The sequence below is a fragment of the Nocardioides sp. P4_G4 genome (genome assembly GCF_056401085.1).
The window spans coordinates 1-23,321 of record NZ_JBFUKA010000019.1 but is presented as its reverse complement, the minus strand read 5'-3'; the positions used below and the strand labels follow the sequence as shown (position 1 = coordinate 23,321).

Here is a 23,321-nt window from a genome sequence, read left to right as displayed (position 1 = left end):
TCCTCCTCAGTGGTCGGGTCAGGGGTGGTCGGGTTCAGTGGTGGTCGGCGTCGTGGAGGTCGTGGGTCAGCGCGTGGCCCCGACCGCGGTCGATCAGCGCCCGGTTGACCGGGAATGCGACGACGAACGCCGCGGCGAGGGCGAGCATCATCGACAGCCAGAAGATCGGGTCCACGAGCCCGGCCGTCATGGCGCCGGGGACCAGCACCATCACGGCGTTGTCGACGACCTCCATGGTCAGGATCGACAGGGTGTCGGCCGCGAGCACGACCTTGAGCGCCGCGCCGAAGGCGATGCCCGACTGCACCAGTGGCAGCGTGGACAGCAGGTAGCCGAAGACGAAGGCCAGCACCACCGACAGTCCGACGGTGACCCCGGCCTCCAGCCCGGCCACGGTGCCGATCATCAGGCCGAGGATCTCGCCGATCGCACACCCGGTGAGGCAGTGCAGGGTCGCGCTCGCGGCCATCGCATTCCGGGTGCCCATGGAGCTGCGGGAGTCCATCAGCGCACCGCCGACCGGAAGCCGCGCAGCCGCAGGCTGTTGGTGACCACGAAGACGCTGGAGAAGGCCATCGCCGCGCCGGCGAGCATGGGGTTGAGCAGCCCCGCCGCGGCGAGGGGGATCGCGGCGATGTTGTAGGCGAACGCCCAGAACAGGTTGCCCTTGATCGTGCCCAGCGTGCGCCGCGACAGCCGGATCGCGTCGGCGGCCACCCGCAGGTCGCCGTGCACGAGCGTGAGGTCGCTGGCCTCGATGGCCACGTCGGTACCGGTACCCATGGCCAGGCCGAGGTCGGCCTGCGCGAGCGCGGCCGCGTCGTTGACGCCGTCGCCGACCATGGCCACGACCCGGCCCTCCTCCTGGAGGCGCGTGACGACGTCGACCTTGTCGGCCGGCAGCACGTCGGCGATGACGTGCTCGATGCCGACCGCGTCGGCGACCGAGCGGGCGGCCGCCTCGTTGTCGCCGGTGAGCAGGTACGGCGTGAGGCCGAGGTCGCGGAGCATCCGCACCGCCTCCGCGGACGTCTCCTTGACCGTGTCGCCGACGACCACGACGCCGCGGGCCCGGCCGTCCCAGCCGACCGCGATCGGCGTACGACCGGACGCCTGGGCGTCCTCGACCGCGCGCTCCAGCCCGGGGGAGAGGTGCTGGCTCCAGTCGGCCAGCAGGCTGGGGCGACCGACGACCACGGCGTGGCCCCCGACGACGCCCTCGACCCCGAGGCCGGCGCGGTTGGTGAAGCCCTCGACCGGCAGCAGGTCGCCGGCCGCGGCGGCCACGGCCCGGGCGATGGGGTGCTCGGAGGCGTCCTCGAGGGAGCCGGCCAGCCGCAGCACCTCGGCGGTGTCCTCGCCCTCGGCGGCCACGACCGTGTGGACGGTCATGGCGCCGGTGGTGACGGTGCCGGTCTTGTCGAGCACGACGGTGTCGACGCGGTGGGTGGACTCGAGGACCTCGGGGCCCTTGATGAGGATGCCGAGCTGGGCGCCGCGGCCGGTGCCGACCATGAGGGCGGTCGGCGTGGCCAGGCCCAGGGCGCACGGGCAGGCGATGATGAGCACGGCCACTGCGGCGGTGAACGCCGCCGAGGCGCCCGCGCCGACGCCGAGCCAGAAGCCCAGCGTGGCGACGGCGAGCCCGATCACGACGGGGACGAAGACCCCCGAGATGCGGTCCGCGAGGCGCTGCACCTGGGCCTTGCCGTTCTGGGCGTCCTCCACCAGGCGCGCCATCTGGGCCAGCTGGGTGTCGGCGCCGACCCGGGTGGCACGCACGACCAGCCGGCCGCCGGCATTGACGGTCGCGCCGACGACCTGGTCGCCGGGTCCCACCTCGACGGGCACGGACTCTCCCGTGAGCATGCTGCGGTCGACCGCGGAGCTGCCCTCGAAGACCTCGCCGTCGGTGGCGACGGACTCGCCCGGTCGGACGACGAAGGTGTCGCCGACGGCGAGCTGCTCGATAGGGATGCGGGTCTCACTTCGCCCACCGGACGCGTCGTCCCGGAGCACGGCCACGTCCTTGGCCCCGAGCTCCATCAGGGCACGGAGGGCCGCCCCCGACCGGCGCTTGGCCCGCGACTCGAGCCACCGCCCGGCCAGGATGAAGGTGGTCACCCCGGCCGCGGCCTCGAGGTAGATGTTGCCCGCTCCGTCGCTCCGCTCGACCGTGAGCTCGAAGGGGTGGGTCATGCCGGGCATGCCGGCCGTGCCGAGGAAGAGCGCGTAGAGCGACCAGCCGAAGGCGGCGAGCACGCCGACCGACACGAGGGTGTCCATGGTGGTCGCGCCGTGGCGCAGGTTGGTCCAGGCGGCCCGGTGGAAGGGCAGCGCGCCCCAGACCACGACCGGTGCGGCGAGGGTGAGCGAGAGCCACTGCCAGTAGTCGAACTGCCACGCCGGCACCATGGCCAGGGCCACGACGGGCACGCTCAGCACCGCGCTGATGACGAGCCGGTCGCGCAACGGGTCCCGGTCGGGCACGTCGTCCCCGGCGGGCGGGGTGCCGGTCGGTGCGGGCAGGGTGGCGGCGTACCCGGCCTGCTCGACGGTGGCGAGCAGGTCATCGGTGCTGACGGTCGTCGGGTAGGTGACCTTCGCCTTCTCGGTCGAGTAGTTGACCGTGGCGGTGACGCCGTCGAGCTTGTTGAGCTTGCGCTCGATGCGGTTGGCGCACGACGCACAGGTCATGCCGGTAATGGCGAGCTCGACGTCGGTGCTCATGACGCCAGCTGGTAGCCGGCTTCCTCGACGGCGGCGCGGACGGCCCGCTGATCGAGGGGCTGGCTGCTGGTGACGGTGACGGCGCCCGAGTCGAGGACGACGTCGACGGACTCCACGCCGGAGATCTCGCTGATCTCCTCGGTGACGCTGCTGACGCAGTGGCCGCACGTCATGCCGGTCACGGTGTAGGTCTCGATGTGCCCGGGGGGCTGGGTCTGACTGGTCATCGGGGTCCTCCTCAGGACTTCACGAGCCGCGCGATGGCCGCGCTGGCTTCCTTGAGCTTGGCCTCCTGCTCGTCGCCGCCCTGCCGGACGGCCTCGACGACGCAGTGCTCCATGTGCTCGTCGAGCAGGGCCAGGGAGAGCGACTGCAGGGCGCGGGTGACCGCGGAGACCTGGGTGAGGATGTCGATGCAGTACTGCTCCTCGTCGACCATCCGGTGCAGTCCACGCACCTGGCCTTCGATGCGCTTGAGGCGCTGCAGGTGCTTGTCCTTGGTGCCGTGTGCGACGTAGCTGTGCTCCATGACGTCGACGGTACCCCTAGGGGGTATGGGTGTGCAAGGGAATGCGCCACCGGTCGGACCGGGCCTCCCCCGTCTTGGTCGTCGTCATGTCACCCACTGGACGTCCGGATGCACGACACTCGGAGGGTGACGTCGCCGCTGCCCGCCCTGCTCGCGGCCGACCGCGCGCCGGCACCTCGCACGCTGGTCGACATCCTGCGCGGGACGGCGGGCCGGTTCCCCGAGGCGCCGGCGGTCGACAGCGGTGTCGCGGTGCTCACCTACGCCGACCTGGTCGAGGCGGCGGAGACGGTCGCCGAGGAGCTCGCGGCGCTCGGCGTACGCCGCGGCGACAAGGTCGGGATCCGCATCAAGTCCGGCACCACGGACCTCTACGTGGCCATCCTGGGCATCCTCTGTGCCGGCGCCGCCTACGTGCCCGTGGACGCCGACGACCCCGACGAGCGGGCGCGGGTGGTCTTCGCCGAGTCGGGGGCCGCAGCGGTGGTCGGCAACGACCTGGTGATCGCACCGCGCGGGGACCGTCGGGGGGACCTGGACGACGTCCCCGCGGTCCCCACCCCCGACGACGACGCGTGGGTCATCTTCACCTCCGGCTCGACCGGCGCCCCCAAGGGCGTCGCCGTCACCCACCGCAACGCGGCTGCCTTCGTCGACGCCGAGGCCCGCCTCTTCCTCCAGGAGCGGCCGATCGGTCCCGGCGACCGCGTCATGGCGGGGCTGAGCGTCGCGTTCGACGCCAGCTGCGAGGAGATGTGGCTGGCCTGGGCGTACGGCGCGTGCCTGGTGCCCGCGCCGCGGTCGCTGGTGCGCAGCGGTGTCGACGTGGGTCCGTGGTTGGTGGCCAACGACGTCAGCGTCGTCTCCACGGTGCCGACCCTGGTCGCGCTGTGGCCCGCGAGCTCCCTGGACCGGGTGCGGCTGCTGATCATGGGCGGCGAGGCGTGCCCGCCCGAGCTGGCGGCCCGGCTGCAGCGCGAGGGGCGCGAGGTCTGGAACACCTACGGCCCCACCGAGGCGACCGTGGTCGCGTGCGGCGCCCTGCTCGACGGCTCGGACCCGGTCCGGATCGGGCTGCCGCTCGACGGCTGGGACCTGGCGGTGGTCGACGCCGAGGGCGTCCCGGTCGCCGAGGGCGAGTCGGGGGAGCTGATCATCGGCGGGGTCGGCCTGGCGCGCTACCTCGACTCCGCCAAGGACGCCGAGAAGTACGCCCCGATGCCCGGTCTCGGGTGGGACCGCGCCTACCGCTCCGGTGACGTGGTGCGCAACGACCCCGCCGGCCTGGTCTTCGCCGGCCGGGCCGACGACCAGGTCAAGCTCGGCGGGCGGCGCATCGAGCTCGGCGAGATCGACGAGCAGCTGCTCCGGCTCCCCGGCGTCAACGGCGCCGCGGCCGCGGTCCGGTCGACCAGGTCCGGCAACCGGCTGCTGGTCGGCTACCTCGCGGTGGACCCGTCGTACGACGGGGCGACGGCCCTCGAGCTGCTCCGCCGTCGCCTGCCCGCCGCGCTGGTCCCTCGCCTCGCCGTGCTCGACACCCTGCCGACCCGGACGTCGGGCAAGGTCGACCGGGACGCCCTGCCGTGGCCGCTGCCCGCGTCCACGACCGCGTCGTCGACGCCGGCCGGCCTCGACGAGACCCAGGCCTGGATCGCGGAGATCTGGGCCGACGTGCTCGGTGCCGAGGTCACGGGTCCGGGCGACGACTTCTTCGACTTCGGGGGCGGGTCGCTGACCGCGGCGCAGGTGGTCAGCCGGATCCGCGAGCGCTACCCCGAGACCGTGGTGGGTGACGTCTACGCGCACCCCAGCGTCGCGGGCCTCGCCGACGTGCTTGCCTCCTTCACGAGCACCTCGACGGCGACCAAGCGCGAGGTCCGTCCGCTGCCGCCCAAGAGCCAGGGCGGCCAGCTGGTCGCGCTGCTCCCGCTGCGGGCGCTGGCCGGGATGCGCTGGCTGAGCTGGCTGGTGCTGGCCTCCACGGTGGGCCACCGGGTGCTGGACGTCGCCTGGCTGCCGTCGTACCCGTTGTGGGTGCTGGTCCTCACGACGTGGTTCTTCCTCGTGCCACCCGGGCGGATGACCCTCGCCGGGCTGCTGGCGCGCGTCGTGCTGCGGCCGGTGACGCCGGGCGCGCACCCCCGCGGCGGCAAGACGCACCTGCGGATCTGGCTGGCCGAGCGGATCCAGGACGAGCTGGCGGCCACCTCGCTCGGCGGGGCACCGTGGTTCCCCTACTACGCCCGGCTGCTCGGCAACGACATCGGAACGGGGGTCGACCTGCACACCATCCCGCCGGTGACCGGGATGCTCACGGTCGGTCGGGGGGCGGCGGTCGAGCCCGAGGTCGACCTCGCCGGCCACTGGATCGACGGCGACGTCCTGCACGTCGGAGAGATCCGGATCGGCGCCCGCGCCAGGATCGGCGCCCGGTGCACGCTCAGCCCCGGAGCGGTCGTGGGCAAGGACGCCGAGGTCGCGCCCGGGTCACTGGTCGAGGGGGAGGTGCCGACCGGAGAGTTCTGGTCCGGCTCGCCCGCCGAGGTGCGCGCCCCGGAGGCGCGCGGTCCGTGGGCGACCTCGTCGGCGCCGCGCGAGTCGGCCTGGCTCGGTCTGTACGGCCTGATGGCCTTCGTGGTCGCCGCGCTGCCCGGGATCTCGGGGGCGGTCGGCGGGCTGGTGCTGGTGTGGGCCGCCCGGGACGCCGACTCCCTGGGCGAGGCCGTGCGGTCCGCCCTGCCGTGGGTGCCGGTGGCGGGCTTCGTGGGCTACGCCGTGCTGATCTTCCTGGTGTGGGCGATCGTGCGCCTGCTCGCCCTCGGCATGGAGGCCGGCGCAYACCCCGTCCGCTCCGGCACCGGGGTGCGGATCTGGAGCACCCTGCGCCTCCTCGACGAGGCGCGCACGTGGCTGTTCCCCCTCTACGCCAGCGCCCTGACCCCGATCTGGCTGCGCCTGCTCGGTGCCCGGGTCGGCACGGGCGTCGAGGCGTCCACGGTGCTGCTGATCCCCAAGTTCACCACCGTGGGCGACCACGCCTTCCTCGCCGACGACACCCTCATCGGCTGCTACGAGCTCGGCGGCGGATGGATCCGGGTGGGGAACGTCAAGGTCGGCAAGCGCGCCTTCGTCGGCAACTCCGGGATGCTCGCCCCCGGCCGCAAGGTCCCCAAGGAGTCCCTGGTCGCGGTGCTGTCCGCGGCCCCCGACCGGCGGGCCGGCGCCAAGCGCGGCTCGTCGTGGGTAGGCAGCCCGCCGACCCGGCTCCGGCGTACGGCGGGGGAGGCGGACGACCGTCGTACCTACGACCCCTCGACCCGCCTCCACGTCTACCGCGGCCTGGTCGAGACCTGCCGGATGGTGCCGATGCTGCTGCTCGTGCTGCTCCAGCTCGGGGTCGGGGTGACCCTCCTGGCCCTGCTCGACCGGCACCCGTTGCTGGCCGTGCTGCTGGCGGGCCCGGTGCTCGCGGTCGCCGGCATCCTCGCCGCGGCCGTCACCGTCGGTGCCAAGCTGGTGCTGGTGGGGCGCCACCGCACCGGGGAGCACCCGCTGTGGTCGTCCTTCGTCTGGCGCAACGAGCTCGCGGACACCTTCACCGAGGTCCTGGCCGCTCCGTGGTTCGCGGCCCCGGTCCAGGGCACCTACGCCCTCAACGTCTGGCTGCGGATGCTCGGCGCGCGCATCGGTCGCGGCGTGTGGTGCGACACCTACTGGCTGCCCGAGACCGACCTGGTCACCCTCGAGGACGGCGCCACGGTCAACCGGGGCTGTGTCGTGCAGACGCACCTGTTCCACGACCGGGTGCTGAGCATGGACCGGGTGACGCTCGAGGCGGGAGCGACCCTGGGCCCGAACAGCGTTATCCTTCCCGCCGCGACGATCGGTCGGCACGCCTCCGTGGGGCCGGTCTCGCTCGTGATGCGCGGGGAGGGTGTGCCTCCTCGTACCTGCTGGATCGGGAACCCGATCGGCCCTTGGGAGGCACCCGCATGACCGACCCCTACGTCCCGGGCCACGGCGACGCGTCGTACGACGTGCGCCACTACTCGCTCGGGCTCTCCTACAAGCTGGCCGGCAACCGCCTCGACGGCGACGCGGTGCTCTCGTGCACCGCCACCGAGGACACCTCGTCGGTGGCGGTCGACCTCGCGGGCCTGCGGGTGGGCAAGTTGCTGCTGGACGGCAGGCCGGTCCGGTTCTCCCACCGCGGCTCGCGGATCACCGTCACGGCGCCGCTGGAGGCGGGCCAGCAGTTCGAGCTCCGGATCACGTACGCCGGCTCGCCGGGGACGATCTCCAGCCCGGGCCAGGACGACGCGGGCTGGGAGGAGCTGACGGACGGCGCGATCGTCGCCGCGCAGCCCCACGGCGCCCCCACGTGGTTCCCGTGCAACGACCGACCGACGGCCAAGGCCACCTTCGCGGCGACGCTGGCCGCGCCCTCGGAGTACTACGTCGCGATGTCCGGGAAGCTGACCGGGAAGCGGCGACGGGGCTCGACCGTCGAGTGGACCTACGAGATGGACCAGCCGATGGCGCCGTACCTCGCGACCGCCCAGATCGGCCGGTACGAGGCGCGCGACCTCGGCGACGGGGTCACGGTGGTGTGCCCGCCGGACCTCCGCGGCGAGGGGTACGACGCGTCGTTCGGCCAGCAGCCGGCGATGATGCGCTTCTTCGAGAGCCGGTTCGGTGTCTACCCGTTCGCCGGCTACACCGTCGTGGTGACCGACGACGCGCTGGAGATCCCGCTCGAGTCGCAGTCGCTGTCGACCTTCGGGCGCAACTTCGCCACCGACACCTGGGACGACGTCCGGCTGGTGGCCCACGAGCTCGCCCACCAGTGGTTCGGCAACGCCGTGACCCTGCGTGAGTGGAAGGACATCTGGCTGCACGAGGGCTTCGCCTGCTACGCCGAGTGGCTCTGGTCGGAGGAGTCGGGCCGCGACTCCTGCGACGACCGCGCCCGTCACCACCTCGGCAGGCTGGCCGGCGAGCCCGAGGACCTGCTGCTCGCCGACCCGGGCCGGGACCTGATGTTCGACGACCGGGTCTACAAGCGCGGTGCCCTCACCCTGCACGCGCTGCGGCTGACGATCGGCGACCACGACTTCTTCGACGTCCTGGAGCAGTGGGTCGAGGACAACGCCGGCGGCAACGCCACCACCGAGGACTTCCAGAGGCTCGCCGAGACGGTCAGCGGCGACGACCTGGGCGAGCTGTTCGACGCGTGGCTGCGGCAGACGGACCTGCCCGACCTGCCGGACTGAGCGCCGCCACGAACCCGGGCGGGGCCGCCAGGTCAACCCAGTCCGCCTCGGCGAGCACGACCAGGGTCATCGGTACGGCGAGCCCGGTGCCGCGGGCCTTGAGGACGGCCTCCTTGCGCGCCCAGCTGCGGGCCTGCGCCTCGGCGGAGTCGGCCCGCTCGCCGGGGGCCAGCACCAGGGCGGGGTCCCACCCGCGGGCCACGTCGCCGACGTGCTCGACGTCCACCCCCACCGGGCGGTCGGCCAGCGCCGTGAGGACGTGCGGTCCGGACCGGGCCACCGAGACCTCGAACGGCCGGGCGGTCCTCCCGCCGGGCACCGCGACCCAGGGACGGCCGTGGGTCGCGCTGCCGCACTGCGGACACAGGCGTCCGACCTCGATCGCCATGGCCGGGTCGCCGCCCGTCGCGGCGCGCGTGTGGTCGGCGAGCGCCTCGTCGTTGGTGCGTCCGCGGTGCCACCGCACCTCGACGGCTGCGGTGCCGACCCCGTCCATGCCGCCCAGCATGGCAGCGGAATAGGTGGCGGGGTGGAGTCGTTAAGGTAGTACAATCTTMAACCACACCGGTTGGAGCACCAGCTCAGGAGGCATCATGCAGTTCGGCATCTTCAGCGTCGGCGACGTGACCACCGACCCCACGACGGGACGCACCCCGAGCGAGGCCGAGCGCATCGAGTCGATGACGCGCACCGCGCTCAAGGCCGAGGAGGTCGGGCTCGACGTCTTCGCCACCGGCGAGCACCACAACCCGCCCTTCGTGCCGAGCAGCCCCACGACACACCTGGGCTTCATCGCCGCCAAGACCGAGAAGCTGCTGCTCTCCACGTCCACGACGCTGATCACGACCAACGACCCGGTCAAGATCGCCGAGGACTACTCGATGCTCCAGCACCTCTCCGGTGGCCGCATCGACCTGATGATGGGCCGCGGCAACACCGGCCCGGTCTACCCGTGGTTCGGCAAGGACATCCGCGACGGCATCAAGCTCGCCATCGAGAACTACCACCTGCTGCGGACCCTCTGGCGCGAGCCGGTCGTCAACTGGCAGGGCGAGTTCCGCACCCCGCTGCAGGGCTACACCAGCACCCCGGCGCCGCTGGACGGCACGCCGCCCTTCGTGTGGCACGGCTCGATCCGCAGCACCGAGATCGCCGAGCAGGCGGCCTACTACGGCGACGGGTTCTTCCACAACCACATCTTCTGGAACAAGGAGCACACCGAGCAGATGGTGCGCCTGTACCGCCAGCGCTTCGAGCACTACGGCCACGGCAGCGCGGACCAGGCGATCGTCGGGCTCGGCGGCCAGGTCTTCATGGGCACCACCGAGGCGGAGGCCAAGCGCCAGTTCCGGCCCTACTTCGACAACGCCCCCGTCTACGGCCACGGCCCCTCGCTGGAGGACTTCTCCACGATGACCCCGCTGACCGTCGGCACCCCCGAGCAGGTCATCGAGCGCACCCTCGGCTTCGCCGACTACGCCGGTGACTACCAGCGCCAGCTGTTCCTCGTCGACCACGCCGGCCTGCCGACCGAGCTCGTGCTCGAGCAGCTCGAGATCCTCGGCACCGAGGTCGTCCCGGTCCTGCGGGCCGAGTTCGACCGCCGCCGCCCGGCCCACGTGCCGAGCGACCCGCCCACCCACACCTCCCTCGTCGCCGCCGGGCCCGACGCCCCGCACCACCTCGTCGAGCCCGCCCGCGCGACCCTCGTCCAAGGAGCCTCCGCATGACCCGCACCGTCGTCGTCGTCACCGCCGGCCTCAGCGTCCCCTCCTCCACCCGGCTCCTGGCCGACCAGCTCGCCGACGCCGTCGCCGCCCAGGTGGGCGCGCGCGGCGAGGCCGCCCGCTTCGAGCACGTCGAGCTGCGTGAGCTGGCCGGCGAGCTGGCGGCGTACATGACCAGCGGCGGCCTCCCGACCGCCCGCCTCAGCGAGGTCCGCGACCTGGTGTCGTCGGCCGACGCGATGATCGCGGTGACGCCGGTGTTCACGGCGTCGTACAGCGGGCTCTTCAAGATGTTCTTCGACGCCCTGGACCCCGACGCGCTCACCGGGATGCCGGTGCTGATCGCCGCGACCGCCGGCACCGCGCGGCACTCGCTGGTCCTCGACCATGCGATGCGTCCGATGTTCGCCTACCTGCGGGCCGTGGTCGTGCCGACGGGCGTCTTCGCCGCCACCGAGGACTTCGGCGGCACCACCGACCTCTCGGCGCGGATCACCCGCGCCGCGGGGGAGCTGGCCGGGCTCGTCGTGGCCACGGACCACGTCGCCGGTTTCGGACCGGACGCGGGCGAGCGGCGTACGCCGTCCGCACGACGTACGTCGGGCACCTCGGTCGGCCCGGTGACCGAGTTCGCGGACCTGCTCCGCGGGCACGCCGGCTGATCGCTCCGACGCTCGGTGACGGGACGCACCACCCCTAGGGACCCCGGACGGTTGTCCGGGCCGGTGCGGCGAGACATGGTCGACGGATGAGCGACGACAAGAGGATCACCGTGGAACGCACCATCCAGGCTCCGACCTCCGCCGTCTTCGACGTGCTGAGCAACCCGGAGCGGCACGCCCAGATCGACGGCTCCGGCTTCGTCAAGGGCGACGTGGGTTCCAACCGCATCCAGCAGGTCGGCGACGTGTTCACCATGGACATGACCGGCGACCACATGGGCGGTGACTACCAGACCGACAACACCGTGACCGGCTACTCGCCCAACCAGCTGCTCGCGTGGCAGACCGCCCCCGCCGGCCAGGAGCCCCCCGGCTGGCAGTGGGTCTGGGAGCTCGAGGCCGAGGGTTCCGAGGCGACGAAGGTCCGGCACACCTACGACTGGAGCAACGTCACCGACCAGGAGCTGCTGAGCAAGATCAGCTTCCCGCTGGTGTCCCAGTCCGACCTGGAGACCGCCCTCACGAACCTCGACCAGGCGGTCACGGGCTCGTAGGTTGGTGGGTGTCCACGACACCGTCCACCCACCAGGGGGCTCACCATGGCCAGTCAGCTGAATCCGTACGTCAACGTCCTCGACGGCAAGGCCCGAGAGGCCCTGGAGTTCTACCGGTCGGTGCTCGGCGGCGACCTCACCGTCATGACCTTCGGTGACATGGGCACCGAGGGGCCGCTGGCCACGCAGGTCATGCACGGCCAGCTCGAGACCCCCGCCGGCTACACGCTGATGGTCGCCGACGCGCCGCCGGAGATGGTGCAGGTCACGATGGGGAACAACATCTCCATCAGCCTCTCCGGTGGCAACGAGGACGCCGACGCGCTACGCGGCTGGTTCGCCGGGCTCGCCGAGGGTGGCCAGGTGCCGCAGCCGCTCGAGCCCGCCCCCTGGGGCGACGAGTTCGGCATGCTCGTCGACAAGTTCGGGATCAACTGGCTCGTCAACATCGCCGCCCAGTCCCAGGGCTGACAGCTCGAGCTTCCCGGCATCTACTCCCGGACCCGGCCGGTCTCGTACCCCCACATCGCGACCTCCACCCGGTTGCGGGCGCCGAGCTTGGCCATGAGGCTGCCGATGTGGGTCTTCACCGTGCTGAGGCTGATGTGGAGCTCGGCGGCGATCTCTGCGTTGGTGCGCCCCCGCGCGATGGTGAGCAGCACCTGCTCCTCGCGCTCGGTGAGCGGGTCGAGGGGCTGGGCGGGAGGAGCTGACCGCCCCGTGCCCGCGAACGTCGACAGCAGCCGGCGGGTGATGCTGGGCGAGATGAGCGAGTCGCCTCGGGTGGCCGCCCGGATCGCCTCGCCGAGCAGCTCGGGTCCGGCGTCCTTCAGCAGGAACCCGGTGGCGCCGGCCGACAGCGCACCGTGCACGTACTCGTCGAGGTCGAAGGTGGTGATCACGACGACCGCGACCGGGTCCTCGACGCCCGGTCCGGCCAGCAGACGGGTCGCCTCGACGCCGTCGAGGACGGGCATCCGGATGTCCATCAGGCACACGTCGGGACGGAGCTCGCGGGCCAGCCGCACCGCCTCCTGCCCGTCGCGCGCCTCCCCCACGACCTCGATGCCGTCCAGGGTGCCGAGGATCAGTCGCAGTCCGGTGCGCACGAGATCCTGGTCGTCGGCGACCAGCACCCGGATGCTCACGCCGACACCTGCCGCGGCAGTGTCGCGCTGACGGCCCAGCCGCGACCGGGGCAGGGACCTGCCCGGCACGCGCCACCCAGGAGCAGCGCGCGTTCCACCATCCCGGTGAGCCCGAACCCCGCGTCGGGAGCGGGGTCGGCCGTGCCCGGATCRCCGTCGTCGCGGACGACGAGGCTGACCGTCGACTCCTCTCCGGCGACGCGCACGTCGACCAGGGTGGCGTTCCGGGCATGCCGCAGGGCATTGGTGACCGCCTCCTGGGCGATCCGGAAGACAGCGGCGTCGATCGCCGCCGGGAGGGCGGCGAGGTCACCCGAGACCCTGACCWCCACGCGCGGCCCGGCGGGCGAGGAGCCGGACAGCCGCTCGAGGTCGGCGATGCCGGGCTGCGGGGCGTAGTCGACGGGCGCCTCGTTGCGCAGCACGCGGACCATCGCCCGCATCTCCGCGAGCGTGCGCGATGCCGCCACCTCGATCACCTCCAGCGCCTCGAGCGGCGCCGAGGGGTCGGACGCTGCGAGAGCGCGCCCTGCCTGGGCCTGGACGGCGATGGCAGAGACGTGGTGGGCCACGGTGTCGTGCAGCTCGCGCGCCAGCAGGACCCGCTCCTCCGACTTCACCTGCTCCAGTCTTCGCTCCCGGGCGCCCTCCTGGGAACGCACCGCCCAGCCCAGGGCGAAGGCGGACAACAGGACAGCGGCCCCGCCGATCGCGTCGGCCCCCCCGGTCCAGCTGACGACGAACGCCATGGTGGCCGGGACCAGGATGATCACCAGACCCGCCACCGCCTCTCGCCCGGAACCCCACCGGAAGAGCGAGTAGGGCAGCAGCAGGACGTAGAGCGACGTGTACACGTCGAGCGCCGGTGCGTCGGAGGCGACCAGGACGATGTCCACGACCGCGGTCACGCCGAAGACGGTCGCGACCACCGCGAGCGGGTGGGTACGCCGCCACAGCAGCAGCGGCGCCAGTCCGACCGTCATCACCACCGACAGCCCCGGCAGCGGCATGTTCTCGCGCAGGAGGCCCTCCAGCACGCCGGAGAGCGTCACGACCGCCAGCAGCGCCCAGTCCCGCCATACCCGAACCGGTGGAGCCGAGGGCCGGGGTTCCTCCAGGAGGGACCGCAGTGGATTGCTCACCCCCTCAGCGTAGGGATGGAGCGCCGCCGGGGGACCGGCCGAAAGGCTGACCCGGCCCTCGGCCGAAGGCACGACCGGCTCGGCGCCTCACGGCCGATGACCGGCTACCCCGCCCGCCGTCACGGTGGAGCCCATGATCACAGTTGACTCCCTGACCCGGAGGTACGCCGGCTTCACCGCCGTCGACAGCGTCTCCTTCACCGCCCGGCCCGGCCGCGTGACCGGTTTCCTCGGTCCGAACGGCGCCGGCAAGTCCACCACGATGCGCGTGATGGTCGGTCTGACCGTCCCGACATCCGGCTCCGCGACCATCAACGGAGCACGGTTCGCCGACCTCCCCAACCCCGGCCTCGAGGTGGGCGTCCTGCTGGACGCCTCCGCGCAGCACGCCGGTCGCACYGGCCGCGAGATCCTCGCGGTCGCAGCGGCCACGATGGGCCTGCCCGGCTCTCGAGTCGACGAGATGCTCGAGCTGGTGAGCCTGACACCCGCCGAGGCCAAGCGCCGGGTGCGCCACTACTCGCTCGGCATGCGCCAGCGGCTCGGCATCGCCACGGCACTCCTCGGGGATCCCCAGGTGCTGATCCTGGACGAGCCCGCCAACGGCCTCGACCCCGCCGGGATCCGGTGGATGCGCGACCTGCTGACGGGCTTCGCCGGCCGGGGCGGCACGGTGCTGCTGTCCTCACACCTGCTCCACGAGATCGAGGTCATCGCCGATGACCTGGTCGTCATCGGCAACGGCAGGATCGTCGCGTCCGGCACCAAGGAAGAGCTCCTCGCCGCGGCCGGGACGCTCGTCCGCTCGACGTCGCCGTCCGACCTCACTCACGCGCTCGAGCAGGCCGGGATCCCCAGCACGCTCGCCGGGGACGGCTCGGTCCGCACCGATGCCGACCCCGCCAGGGTCGGGGCCGTGGCCCTGACCGCCGGGATCGCCCTCACCGAGCTCCGCTCCGCCGAGGGCGCCGGGCTGGAAGACATGTTCCTGTCGCTCACTGCCGACACCCAACGCGAAGGAGTTGCGGCATGACCGCCACGATCGGCCCACCGGCCACCACCACGGAGGCCGCACCGGTCCGCCGTGCCGCCCGCCCCATCCCGACCACTCGGCTGGTCACGGTCGAGCTGCGCAAGATGTTCGACACCCGCTCGGGATTCTGGATGCTCGTCAGCATCGGCGTCCTGTCGGTCATCGCGACCGGGGCGGTCATCATCTTCGCTCCCGACAGCGACGTCACCTACGAGAGCTTCGCGAGGGCGATCGGCCTCCCGATGTCGGTGATCCTGCCGATGATCGCGATCCTGGCCGTCACGGGTGAGTGGAGCCAGCGCAGCGGACTCACGACGTTCACGCTCGTGCCGAGCCGCGGACGAGTGATCGGCGCCAAGGCCATCGCGGCCGCCCTGGTCGGCCTCGGCTCGATGGCCGTCGTCTTCGCGGTGGGCGCCGTCGGCAACGTGGCCGGCTCCGCGCTCGCCGGCGTCGACACCGTCTGGAACGTGTCGCTGTCCTCCGCACCCCAGATCGTGCTCGGCAACCTGGTCGGCATGGCGATCGGCTTCACGCTCGGCGTGGTGCTGAGGGCCTCGGCCGCGGCGATCGTCGCGTACTTCGTGGTCTCATTCGTGCTGCCCGGCGTCCTCGGGCTGCTCGCGTTGCTGCGGGAGTGGTTCCTGGACCTGCAGCCGTGGATCGACTGGAACTACACGCAGGTGGAGCTCTTCGACGGCGCCACGAACACCGGTGAGGAGTGGGCGATGCTCGCCTCGACCACGATGATCTGGATCGTCTTCCCCCTCGCCGTCGGGCTGCTGTTCCTGCGGCGCTCCGAGGTCAAGTAGTCGCGCACACTTGCGGCGGCATCCGGAACTCGTGCGTTCCGGATAACGCCGTTTCGTGGTGGGTTGGCGCAGCGTGCGAAGCGGTCACCCTGCGGGTGCCAAGGTCCCCAGATCGGGTATGTCTGAGCGACGTCACTGCCGCATGGCGTACAGGTCTGGTGAATCACTCTCGTCGCGTCGACTCGGGATCTCTCGACAGCCTCGTTGTCGGCTGGGGGTAGGGCAGTTCGCCCAGATTGACGTACAAGCAGTCGCTTGGTTCGAGTCGTCTGTCCCCACGCAGTAGCGGCCGACGCGTTGCGGGAGTCAGGCGCCAGACACGCCACCATCCGATTCAGAGGCGAACTCAAACGCGGATGTTAACCTCGCGACCCGTTACCAGCACAAGGAGATTTAGTGTCTAGCGACTCCGGGCAAGTCTGTTTCGTCATCTCGCCGATCGGCGCCGACGACTCTCCTGAGCGCAAGAAGGCTGATCAATTGTTGCGCTATATCGTTAAGCCCGCGCTTGAGGCCAGAGGGTACGTGGTTAAGCGAGCGGACGATATCCACGATCCTGGCACGATTTCAAAGCAAATTATAGAATTGCTGATTTCCGCGCCCATGGTCGTTGCCGACATGACGGGACATAACCCTAACGTGTTCTATGAACTCGCGGTACGCCACGCGGCGAAGTTGCCGGTCGTCCACATGATCGAGAAGGGTCAGACGATTCCTTTCGATGTAGCCCCGCAACGAGCGATCTTCTACGAACTTGCGCTCGACGGCGCGGAGGAGGCAAAGAAATCGCTGGGTGCCATGCTTCAAGCGATCTCGGAATCGAACGAGGAACCAGATTCCCCGTTGAGCAACGCTCTCGATCGCATAGCCCTCGGCAACACCGGAGAAGCAGGTCAAAGAGAGGCGGCCCTTCTCGAGATCGTCCAGGACATTCACTTACGTATGGTGAACCTTGATTCGCGCTTTGCTGCCGATGCCCCAGAACATTTGCATGCGAGTGAAAGTCAGGATGTTCTTGACTACTACTCTTACATGATCGACGTATTCAGGCAGCTCTTGAGCGATGAAGAACAAATGCGTCGCAACGCGCCTGTTGTGGCGAAAGCCATGGAGACGCTGTTCGAGTTGGTTAGTCGTCTCCGTCAAGGAGAGGTGGTCACGGGTAAGGATTTCAGCAAGTTGCGCCACCCTTCGCGTGCGCACCAAGCAGGAAGGCTGGTAGAGCTTCTTGAAGCGCAGTTGGGTCCAGAACCGGTGCGGTCGCTAACCAATTCAAGCTTCACGCAGGTTTCGGGCTGAAAGCGCCTTCGCATGCAGGACTAAATCGACGTCTTTGACTCCGGCTTGAACGTGCGGCATGTAACCGCGGTGCCCGAACTTCCATCGTGCGGCGTCTGCGTTCCCGGGAACCCAATTCTTGCTGCGATCACTCGGCGGCCACATAGGATTGGAAGATCGAGGCCCAGGTCTAGTCACGAGGGTGACCCATTCCGCCGCGATGGATCGATGAGTGCGAACTGGTCGAGGCCAAGTCGGCGTAAGCGCCGAAGAGCGCAAAGACAGCCCTCTAGAAGGTCACCCGCGCTGGTCGTTCGGATGCTGGGGTTGCTTAGTTGTGGTGATCGTAGGTGTGCCCACTCTTGCGGTCGTGGTTATGGACTGCGGATACACGGTGATACCGGTCCGCCTCAGCACCCCGGTACTCGTTGCGACGCCACACCCGTCCCGCCGTGTCGCGGAACCTCAGCGCCACCCGGAAGTCCGCGAGTGTCCCCTCCCCGTCGTGCATCCCCTGCGGCCAGTCGTGCAGCTGCGTCCCTGGTGGAAGCAGCCCCGCCTTCTCCGTCTCTACGCCGGACGGCCCGACGAACTCCAGCTCGACGTCGTAGACCGGCAGGCTGGACCCATTGGTCAACCGCACCGAGAGGGGCCCGAAGTCCTCCACGTCTTCTGGCCACGCCGCCACCAGATCGGCCTGTTCGGCTCGCTCCGCGGCTTCTCGTAGCTCAGCGTCGCGCTTGTCGCGAGCCTGGTCGCGGTCCTGCTCGATTTGTAGCAGCTTGCCAGAACGGCGCACGGCAGCGATGGCCGCGACGAGCGCCCCCAGCGTGACAATGGCTGTCACCCAGGTTGCGAGGTCGCCCCACGTGTTCGAGTCCATGCAGACCAGTATTGAGGTGCGCTCCTCCAGTGCCCTGCAGGCACACCAGAGCTGCTGGCGAACCGCGTCAATCCGCCGCGGGTGTCACGAAACGGGGGAGCCGCATGCCGGTACGGCTAGCCGCTGAGGAACCTGACGGACGAGGCGTGCGCAGATTTGTGCACCATATCTACGAGGACCCCGAGCTGGAACCCACGACTCTGGATCGAGAGGGCTGTCGACACGGCCGTTTGCACGCCGAGAGCAGTCCATGGATGCCGCTTCGTGCTCGACCGCCGACACTCGATTCAGCGTCAACGACGACGACGAAACTCGTCAACGAGAGCGCTGGCGAGCATGTGGGCGACCTCGTTTGCTCCACCACCGAACGCGGACTCAGACACGCTCTCGTCGGGCAGAACGCGGATTGGGCCGTCCCGACCCATGCCCATCGATGCGCTTGTGCGACTCACCCCGCTGACCGTCGCCAGCGACACGAGCAGTGTCGATCCTCCGATTCCGATCGCGATAGCGGAGCTGCCGGGCACGTGCACGTTCATGACGCCGATGCAGCGGAGCATCTCGCTCACTTGGCTTGTCAGGTGCGCCGGATCGACCATCGCTCCCATACCGTCGCTGGGCAGAGTCGCCCACAGGGAGATTTGACCGTCCGCCGACAGCCGAACTCCCGAAAGGGTTCCGGGCCGGGGTTGACCCCAGCCCCCGCCTTGTCGGTCCGGGGGTGGAACTTCAACGACTGTCGCCTCAGGTTCCTCGGAGACGTCGAGTCCTGCCGCGGCCGAGACAGCGCCGCTCTGCCTCAGACCGTTGATCATCTGGCCAGACGCCTGCTTCAGGCGGCGGGCCGATATGCGGCTGGACTCGATCGGAGCTACGTGGAGCTCGATGAACGCCGGCTCGTGGTTCCCACTTGCCCGACGATCGCTCCATTCGTCATGCCAACTGATCGAGGGTGCCTGCGAGAGCGGTTCAAAGGCCAGCGGGGATGGGGCGTTTGCCTGACGTAGGACTGCTGCCGCGACTTTCGTTTGCAGGTCTTCTGGAGTCTCGAACTGGTCGTAGAAGACTCCGTCCGAGTAGCTCCCGACAAGACGCGCAAACTCCTCCTGGTCCTCCTCGAAGTCAACCCCGGTCTTGCGGAAGACGAGTCGGGGCATGCCTTTCGTTGTGGCAGCTACCCACTCGTCGTGTGTAGGAGACTGATTGGTCTCCGGGAAGCGGTGCCCGTATACCGGCCCGAGGATGAGCAGATACACATCGGCAGATGCGACGCCGGCGAGGCACGCTTCTCGGGATGCTTCGGCACGTGCTCCGAAGTCCTCGAACCGGAGCGCCTCGTGTCCGATAGCAGTGATGAGGCCCGGCAGCGCGTCTCGCTCTCGCTCAAGCCCGCGTCGAACGCTACTGATGAATACCCGCATGCCACAAGCATGCAGGACGGCGCCGACAGGCGGTGGCGCCGCGCGTCACATCGCCGCGGTCTCGCGTGAGGGTTAGGCGGGGATGCAAGGAGTCAGCGAGCTCGCGATGCGCTTGCGGCACCGCGTCGGCGTCCAGCGGCCGCTTGCGCAAGGGTAGTCCAGGAGCCGCGCCGCTCCCCTACGCCCATCGCAGCCACGGTCGCTCTTCCCGTGGCGTCCGGGGGCCGCTTTGCGCCTGCCTTGGGTTGTCGGTGCTGCTCTCTAGAGTCTGACGGCATGGAACTGACTCACGCCGACGCCCGGGCCCTTATGAACGCCTCGCGCGTCAACGACACCGGAGCCGAGCAGGTGCCACGCAGGCTAGTAGCCATCGCGCTGGCCTCAGTCCTGACGACGCCCCTCGAACTAGCGGCCGATTTGCCCGGCGTCTCATGGGTAGACGCGGATGGAAATTTCAACACCCTCCTGCGCGAGGGAACGAGGCTGGTGCATGCCCGGATCACTGACGGCGAGCACGCGGAAGCGGCGGCATACGGATCGCCTGTCGACACGCTCGAGGCGGCTGAAATCGAGGACATGCCGCAGTGGGGAGAGTTGGACTGGCTCGTTCGCACTTGGCGTGTCACGTTGCTGGACGGAACGGTCGTCTCGCTGCGGGGTGGAGAGTACGGGCACGCCGACAAGGTCGCGGCTTTCGTGCACGAGCACCTGCAGCCGAAGGGCGCGTGAGGTATGGCTAGGCCGAGAGTCGACGCCTTGCTCGGTCAATCTGCCAGACCAGGTCGGCGTGGTCGCGGCGCGGTCGTCGTCAGCGCTCGCCGCGAACCCGTCCTACAACTTGCTCGACGGCCTTGCACCACTCGACGTGCTTCGCCGGGTGGGAGCCCAGTTGGGGCACCGACGAGTGGCAGCGCTTGCAAACCAGCCCACTCGAGCTCTGCTCGAACTCACTTGCCCACTGCGGCTCGTCCGGCACCCCGATCTCCCCGCTACTCAAGCCGGGCATCACTGCGTCCCGTCCGGACCGACGGTCTTGGCCATGTCGGCGTCCTTGCTTGGGCAGTCTGGGTTGGTGCACACGTATTTCAAGTCCACGTAGTCCGGCTGCCCAGGACGCTTCGTGAGGCCCGTCTCCAGCAGTTGCATGGGATCACCGCAGTTTGGGCACACCGGCTGCTCGCTCATGCACCGCACGCTACCCGCGACCGGAAGTTCTACCTATGACCAAGCGGCTGCAGGAAGTTGTGCAGATCAGCGTGAGCTCCATATCGTACGCTTTCAGGTGCCACGCCAAGCGTGAAGACGACTTCCCCGGCGTTGTGATCGACCTACGGCCGCTATTCATGWTGAGCGGTGCCCTCAACTCCGAGCTCCTAATGTGAGCCGAGGAGCGCCGCGGCGCGGTGAGTCATTCCGCCGCGTGCGTGTATGCGCTTGTGACTACCCTGCTCCGGTGATGAGCGAGCATCGGTGAGTGAGCTTCGAGTTGGCACCTGGAACGTCCAGTACGCGCGAGGTATGGAGAAGAACCAGCGCAGGCGCGACCTATTGGCGTCCAAGGAGGCGCAGGTGTGGGTTCTCACCGAGACCCACGACGACCTCGACCTTTCCGCGAGCCACGAACYTGTCCACTCGGACCAGCGCTACTCAGCACCCGGCGGCAGATGGACAACCATCTGGACGTCGCTCCCACTGATCGAACGGCTTCCGACTTCCGATCCGCGACGGTGTGTTGTGGTTCGGCTCGATGCCGGCGACGCCGGCGAGGTCATCGTCTACGGGACTGTGCTGCCGTGGAACGGTGACGTCGGCCCAGACAAGGACAGTCCTGCGAAGGGCTGGGAGGAGTATCCCAGGGTCGTGCCGGGTCAGGGTCGAGAATGGGCGTCTCTTCGGGAGCGCTTTCCTGACGCGACGCTCATTGTTGCGGGCGATCTCAATCAAGACCTCGGCGGCAAGCACTACTACGGCACCAAGGCTTGCCGAGCGCTACTCAACACCGAACTGACGAGGGCAAATCTCGTCTGCCTCACCACCACCGATCGATTCGACGCTGAGACATTGCAGCATCCGCCCATCGATCATGTTTGCGCGGGACCGGGGCAAGGCAGAGACTTTACGTCCGACGTTGACGGATGGAACAGCGTCGTGGACGGTGCCAAGTTGAGCGATCACGGGGGCGTCCTAGTGACGTTCCGGGGCTTGGATGTACCGGGATCGGGTCAACACCACGCTCACGTCGCCGGACGACCTGCCTGAGACGCAGTTGCGTCTATCCGCCGCCTGTCGGCGCGTATCGGAGCTACCGGATCCCCCGAAGTGCGGACGTACTTGTCTTAGCCGGCCGGCCTGCCGAATGCGGTCGTGAGCGAGGCGTCGAGGTCGGCGATGAGGTCTTCTCTCGCTTCGAGGCCGATGGCGAGGCGGACGAGGCCCTGGTCGCGGAACGGTTGCGCGAAGGCCTTCGCGGGGCCTTCGGGGTACTCCTCGTACGCGATGAGGGTCTCGTCGTGCCCGAGGGAGACCGCGGAGGTGATGACGCGCAGGTCGTTGACGAACGTGAGCCGGTCGGCGTGGGTACCGCCGATGGCGAACGAGACGACACCACCGAACCCGCCGTTCAGCTGCGCGACGGCGGCGGCATGCTGCTCGTGACTGGGTAGGCCGGGATAGGCGACGTGGACCACGCGGGGGTCTCCGTGGAGGAACTCGGCGATGGCCTGGGCGTTGGCGCACTGCCGCTCGAGGCGGAGCGGAAGGGTGGTGGAGCCGCGCATGATGAGCCAGGCGTTGAACGGGGAGATGGCCCCGCCGGCGTGCCACATCGCTCCGGTGCGGGTCTCCTCGACGAGGTCGCGGGTACCGATGACGACGCCGCCCATGGCGTCGCCGTGGCCGTTGTAGTACTTGGTGAGGGAGTGGATGACGAGGTCGGCTCCGTGGTCGAGGGGACGCATCATCGGCGGCGGGGTGAACGTGGAGTCGATGGTCAGCACCGCGCCCGCGTCGTGGGCGATGGCCGCGAGGGCAGGCACGTCGGCGACGCGGAGGTCGGGGTTGGCGATGACCTCGGTGTGGACGAGCTTGGTGGTCGGTCGGACCGCGGCCCGGACGGCGTCGAGGTCGGTGATGTCGACGAAGTCGACGTCGATGCCGAGCTTCGTTGGGAAGACGTCGGTGAACAGTCCGGCGACGCGCATGTAGACGACGTTGGACACGATGGCGTGGTCGCCAGGGTTGAGGATGGTGAAGAACGCGGCGTGCAGGGCGGCCATGCCGGTGCCGAACACGGCGGCGGCTTCGCCGTGGTCGAGCTTGGCGAGTTTCTCCTCCAGTCCGCGCTGGTTGGCGCCGTGCTCGCGGGTGTAGACGAGTCCTTGGTAGTCGGGGACGTCGATGTCGCTGGGGTCCTCGGGTAGCCGGTAGGAGTTGGCCATCACGATGGGGGTGCGGATGGCGCCGGTGGTCTCGTCTGCGTGGTTGCCGCCGTGCACGGACCAGGAGTTCCCGGTGAGAGTGGCGAAGTCGTGCTTGTCGGGACGAGTCATGAGGGGTCCTCCCTGTCGGCTGCGGTCAGCACGGCGCGGCCGGCTTCCTGGGTGTGTCCCTTGGCCGCGCGGTGCTGGGGGAACCGGCCGAGCATCGCGACGGACTTGCGGTCGGCGAAGTAGTCCATCGCGTTGACGACGTCTCCCTCGGGGGAGAGCCACTTCTCGACGCGGTCGAACCCGGGCAGGCTGCGGGCGTAGTCGTCGATCTCCCCGTCGAGGCGGTGAAAGTCGTCGTCGTAGCTGCCGGGCTTGAAGATGAACTGGCAGCAGATCACTGGTGCTCCTGTGCACGGGTGCTGGCGGGGGTGATGAGGCGGCGTGCGAGTCGTACGTCGGCGCCGAGCTGGCTCAGGTGGGCAGTGAGGTCGTCACCTGCGGCGGTGAGGGTGTCGTCGGTCATCGGCGCAAGGGCGTCGAGGATGAACAACGCGGACGTGGTGTCCGCGCTGAGCTGGGTGCGGCGGCCCTGTCGCCAGTTCCAGCGCCGGCACGTGATGCCGGCGTCGTCGCACCACACGACCTCGCCGGGCTCGGGGTGCTCGACGACCGGCTGGCCGTCGGTGACGGTGTCGAAC

24 protein-coding genes are annotated in these 23,321 nt (G+C 69.8%); 11 read left to right on the top strand and 13 right to left on the bottom strand.

Annotated elements, in window-relative coordinates; translation table 11 throughout:
• Window positions 1-34: 34 nt before the first annotated feature.
• From AC1DQF_RS06385 to AC1DQF_RS06370, 4 genes are read right to left on the bottom strand one after another with little or no spacing between them, the layout of a single operon-like run.
• Complete coding sequence (locus tag AC1DQF_RS06385) at window positions 35-505, bottom strand: DUF4396 domain-containing protein (RefSeq protein WP_477524371.1); 471 nt, start codon at window positions 503-505, stop codon at window positions 35-37.
• Window positions 505-2,730 carry a heavy metal translocating P-type ATPase gene (locus AC1DQF_RS06380; RefSeq protein ID WP_477524370.1) on the bottom strand — a complete coding sequence of 742 codons (2,226 nt, stop codon included), beginning with the start codon at window positions 2,728-2,730 and terminating at the stop codon, window positions 505-507. The genes AC1DQF_RS06385 and AC1DQF_RS06380 overlap by 1 nt, the downstream gene beginning before the upstream one ends.
• Window positions 2,727-2,957 carry a heavy-metal-associated domain-containing protein gene (locus AC1DQF_RS06375; protein WP_477524369.1) on the bottom strand — a complete coding sequence of 77 codons (231 nt, stop codon included), beginning with the start codon at window positions 2,955-2,957 and terminating at the stop codon, window positions 2,727-2,729. Before AC1DQF_RS06375 ends, AC1DQF_RS06380 begins: the two co-directional genes overlap by 4 nt.
• Window positions 2,958-2,968: 11 nt before the next feature.
• Window positions 2,969-3,259, bottom strand: coding sequence for a metal-sensitive transcriptional regulator (locus AC1DQF_RS06370; protein WP_056926168.1), 291 nt, complete (start codon window positions 3,257-3,259; stop codon window positions 2,969-2,971).
• 126 nt (window positions 3,260-3,385) lie between these two features.
• Here AC1DQF_RS06370 and AC1DQF_RS06365 point away from each other — a divergent pair, with 126 nt between their 5' ends.
• Both AC1DQF_RS06365 and AC1DQF_RS06360 read left to right on the top strand, forming a co-directional pair.
• Window positions 3,386-7,258 (top strand): Pls/PosA family non-ribosomal peptide synthetase, encoded by a 3,873-nt coding sequence (locus tag AC1DQF_RS06365; protein ID WP_477524368.1) that lies wholly within the window; start codon window positions 3,386-3,388, stop codon window positions 7,256-7,258.
• Window positions 7,255-8,535, top strand: coding sequence for a M1 family metallopeptidase (locus AC1DQF_RS06360; protein ID WP_477524367.1), 1,281 nt, complete (start codon window positions 7,255-7,257; stop codon window positions 8,533-8,535). Before AC1DQF_RS06365 ends, AC1DQF_RS06360 begins: the two co-directional genes overlap by 4 nt.
• On the opposite strand, the gene AC1DQF_RS06355 is transcribed toward AC1DQF_RS06360, so the two are convergent.
• Complete coding sequence (locus AC1DQF_RS06355) at window positions 8,462-9,031, bottom strand: 4'-phosphopantetheinyl transferase family protein (protein ID WP_477524366.1); 570 nt, start codon at window positions 9,029-9,031, stop codon at window positions 8,462-8,464. The genes AC1DQF_RS06360 and AC1DQF_RS06355 overlap by 74 nt on opposite strands.
• Before the next feature lie 97 nt (window positions 9,032-9,128).
• Here AC1DQF_RS06355 and AC1DQF_RS06350 point away from each other — a divergent pair, with 97 nt between their 5' ends.
• From AC1DQF_RS06350 to AC1DQF_RS06335, 4 genes are all read left to right on the top strand, one after another.
• On the top strand, window positions 9,129-10,265 hold the full coding sequence (locus AC1DQF_RS06350; RefSeq protein ID WP_477524365.1) for an LLM class flavin-dependent oxidoreductase: 1,137 nt from the start codon (window positions 9,129-9,131) through the stop codon (window positions 10,263-10,265).
• Complete coding sequence (locus AC1DQF_RS06345) at window positions 10,262-10,924, top strand: FMN reductase (protein WP_477524364.1); 663 nt, start codon at window positions 10,262-10,264, stop codon at window positions 10,922-10,924. The genes AC1DQF_RS06350 and AC1DQF_RS06345 overlap by 4 nt, the downstream gene beginning before the upstream one ends.
• Before the next feature lie 86 nt (window positions 10,925-11,010).
• On the top strand, window positions 11,011-11,478 hold the full coding sequence (locus tag AC1DQF_RS06340) for an SRPBCC domain-containing protein (RefSeq protein WP_477524363.1): 468 nt from the start codon (window positions 11,011-11,013) through the stop codon (window positions 11,476-11,478).
• 45 nt (window positions 11,479-11,523) lie between these two features.
• Window positions 11,524-11,949, top strand: a complete 426-nt coding sequence (locus AC1DQF_RS06335) for a VOC family protein (RefSeq protein WP_477524362.1) — start codon at window positions 11,524-11,526, stop codon at window positions 11,947-11,949.
• Between the two features lie 20 nt (window positions 11,950-11,969).
• On the opposite strand, the gene AC1DQF_RS06330 is transcribed toward AC1DQF_RS06335, so the two are convergent.
• Together AC1DQF_RS06330 and AC1DQF_RS06325 are read right to left on the bottom strand one after the other, a co-directional pair.
• Window positions 11,970-12,626, bottom strand: a complete 657-nt coding sequence (locus AC1DQF_RS06330) for a response regulator (RefSeq protein ID WP_477524361.1) — start codon at window positions 12,624-12,626, stop codon at window positions 11,970-11,972.
• Complete coding sequence (locus AC1DQF_RS06325; protein WP_477524360.1) at window positions 12,623-13,768, bottom strand: sensor histidine kinase; 1,146 nt, start codon at window positions 13,766-13,768, stop codon at window positions 12,623-12,625. Before AC1DQF_RS06325 ends, AC1DQF_RS06330 begins: the two co-directional genes overlap by 4 nt.
• A 133-nt stretch (window positions 13,769-13,901) precedes the next feature.
• Between AC1DQF_RS06325 and AC1DQF_RS06320 the strand changes: the two genes are divergently transcribed.
• The 3 genes from AC1DQF_RS06320 to AC1DQF_RS06310 all read left to right on the top strand — a co-directional run bounded on the left by AC1DQF_RS06320 (window position 13,902) and on the right by AC1DQF_RS06310 (window position 16,912).
• Window positions 13,902-14,801, top strand: a complete 900-nt coding sequence (locus tag AC1DQF_RS06320) for an ABC transporter ATP-binding protein (RefSeq protein ID WP_477524359.1) — start codon at window positions 13,902-13,904, stop codon at window positions 14,799-14,801.
• A complete protein-coding gene (locus AC1DQF_RS06315; RefSeq protein ID WP_477524358.1) occupies window positions 14,798-15,613 on the top strand; it encodes an ABC-2 transporter permease in 816 nt (271 codons plus the stop codon). The genes AC1DQF_RS06320 and AC1DQF_RS06315 overlap by 4 nt, the downstream gene beginning before the upstream one ends.
• Window positions 15,614-16,009: 396 nt before the next feature.
• Window positions 16,010-16,912: a hypothetical protein gene (locus AC1DQF_RS06310; protein WP_477524357.1), complete on the top strand. Its 903-nt coding sequence runs from the start codon at window positions 16,010-16,012 to the stop codon at window positions 16,910-16,912.
• 310 nt (window positions 16,913-17,222) lie between these two features.
• On the opposite strand, the gene AC1DQF_RS06305 is transcribed toward AC1DQF_RS06310, so the two are convergent.
• Both AC1DQF_RS06305 and AC1DQF_RS06300 read right to left on the bottom strand, forming a co-directional pair.
• Window positions 17,223-17,774: a hypothetical protein gene (locus AC1DQF_RS06305; protein ID WP_477524356.1), complete on the bottom strand. Its 552-nt coding sequence runs from the start codon at window positions 17,772-17,774 to the stop codon at window positions 17,223-17,225.
• A 293-nt stretch (window positions 17,775-18,067) separates the two neighbouring features.
• Entirely contained in the window at window positions 18,068-19,195 is a 1,128-nt protein-coding gene (locus AC1DQF_RS06300) for a DUF4062 domain-containing protein (RefSeq protein WP_477524355.1), read from the bottom strand.
• Window positions 19,196-19,471: 276 nt separating this feature from the next.
• On the opposite strand from AC1DQF_RS06300, the gene AC1DQF_RS06295 reads away from it, so the two are divergent.
• Window positions 19,472-19,924: a hypothetical protein gene (locus AC1DQF_RS06295; protein ID WP_477524354.1), complete on the top strand. Its 453-nt coding sequence runs from the start codon at window positions 19,472-19,474 to the stop codon at window positions 19,922-19,924.
• 276 nt (window positions 19,925-20,200) lie between these two features.
• Here AC1DQF_RS06295 and AC1DQF_RS06290 read toward each other — a convergent pair whose 3' ends face one another.
• The gene (locus AC1DQF_RS06290) at window positions 20,201-20,380 is read right to left on the bottom strand and encodes a hypothetical protein (protein ID WP_477524353.1); all 180 of its coding nucleotides are present in this window, start codon (window positions 20,378-20,380) and stop codon (window positions 20,201-20,203) included.
• A gap of 285 nt (window positions 20,381-20,665) precedes the next feature.
• Between AC1DQF_RS06290 and AC1DQF_RS06285 the strand changes: the two genes are divergently transcribed.
• Entirely contained in the window at window positions 20,666-21,454 is a 789-nt protein-coding gene (locus AC1DQF_RS06285; protein ID WP_477524352.1) for an endonuclease/exonuclease/phosphatase family protein, read from the top strand.
• Window positions 21,455-21,531: 77 nt separating this feature from the next.
• On the opposite strand, the gene AC1DQF_RS06280 is transcribed toward AC1DQF_RS06285, so the two are convergent.
• The 3 genes from AC1DQF_RS06280 to AC1DQF_RS06270 all read right to left on the bottom strand — a co-directional run.
• Entirely contained in the window at window positions 21,532-22,743 is a 1,212-nt protein-coding gene (locus AC1DQF_RS06280; RefSeq protein ID WP_477524351.1) for a trans-sulfuration enzyme family protein, read from the bottom strand.
• Complete coding sequence (locus tag AC1DQF_RS06275) at window positions 22,740-23,021, bottom strand: hypothetical protein (protein ID WP_477524350.1); 282 nt, start codon at window positions 23,019-23,021, stop codon at window positions 22,740-22,742. Before AC1DQF_RS06275 ends, AC1DQF_RS06280 begins: the two co-directional genes overlap by 4 nt.
• On the bottom strand, window positions 23,018-23,321 hold a 304-nt coding region (locus AC1DQF_RS06270), incomplete at its 5' end, for a phenylalanine--tRNA ligase beta subunit-related protein (protein WP_477524349.1). The genes AC1DQF_RS06275 and AC1DQF_RS06270, both read right to left, overlap by 4 nt.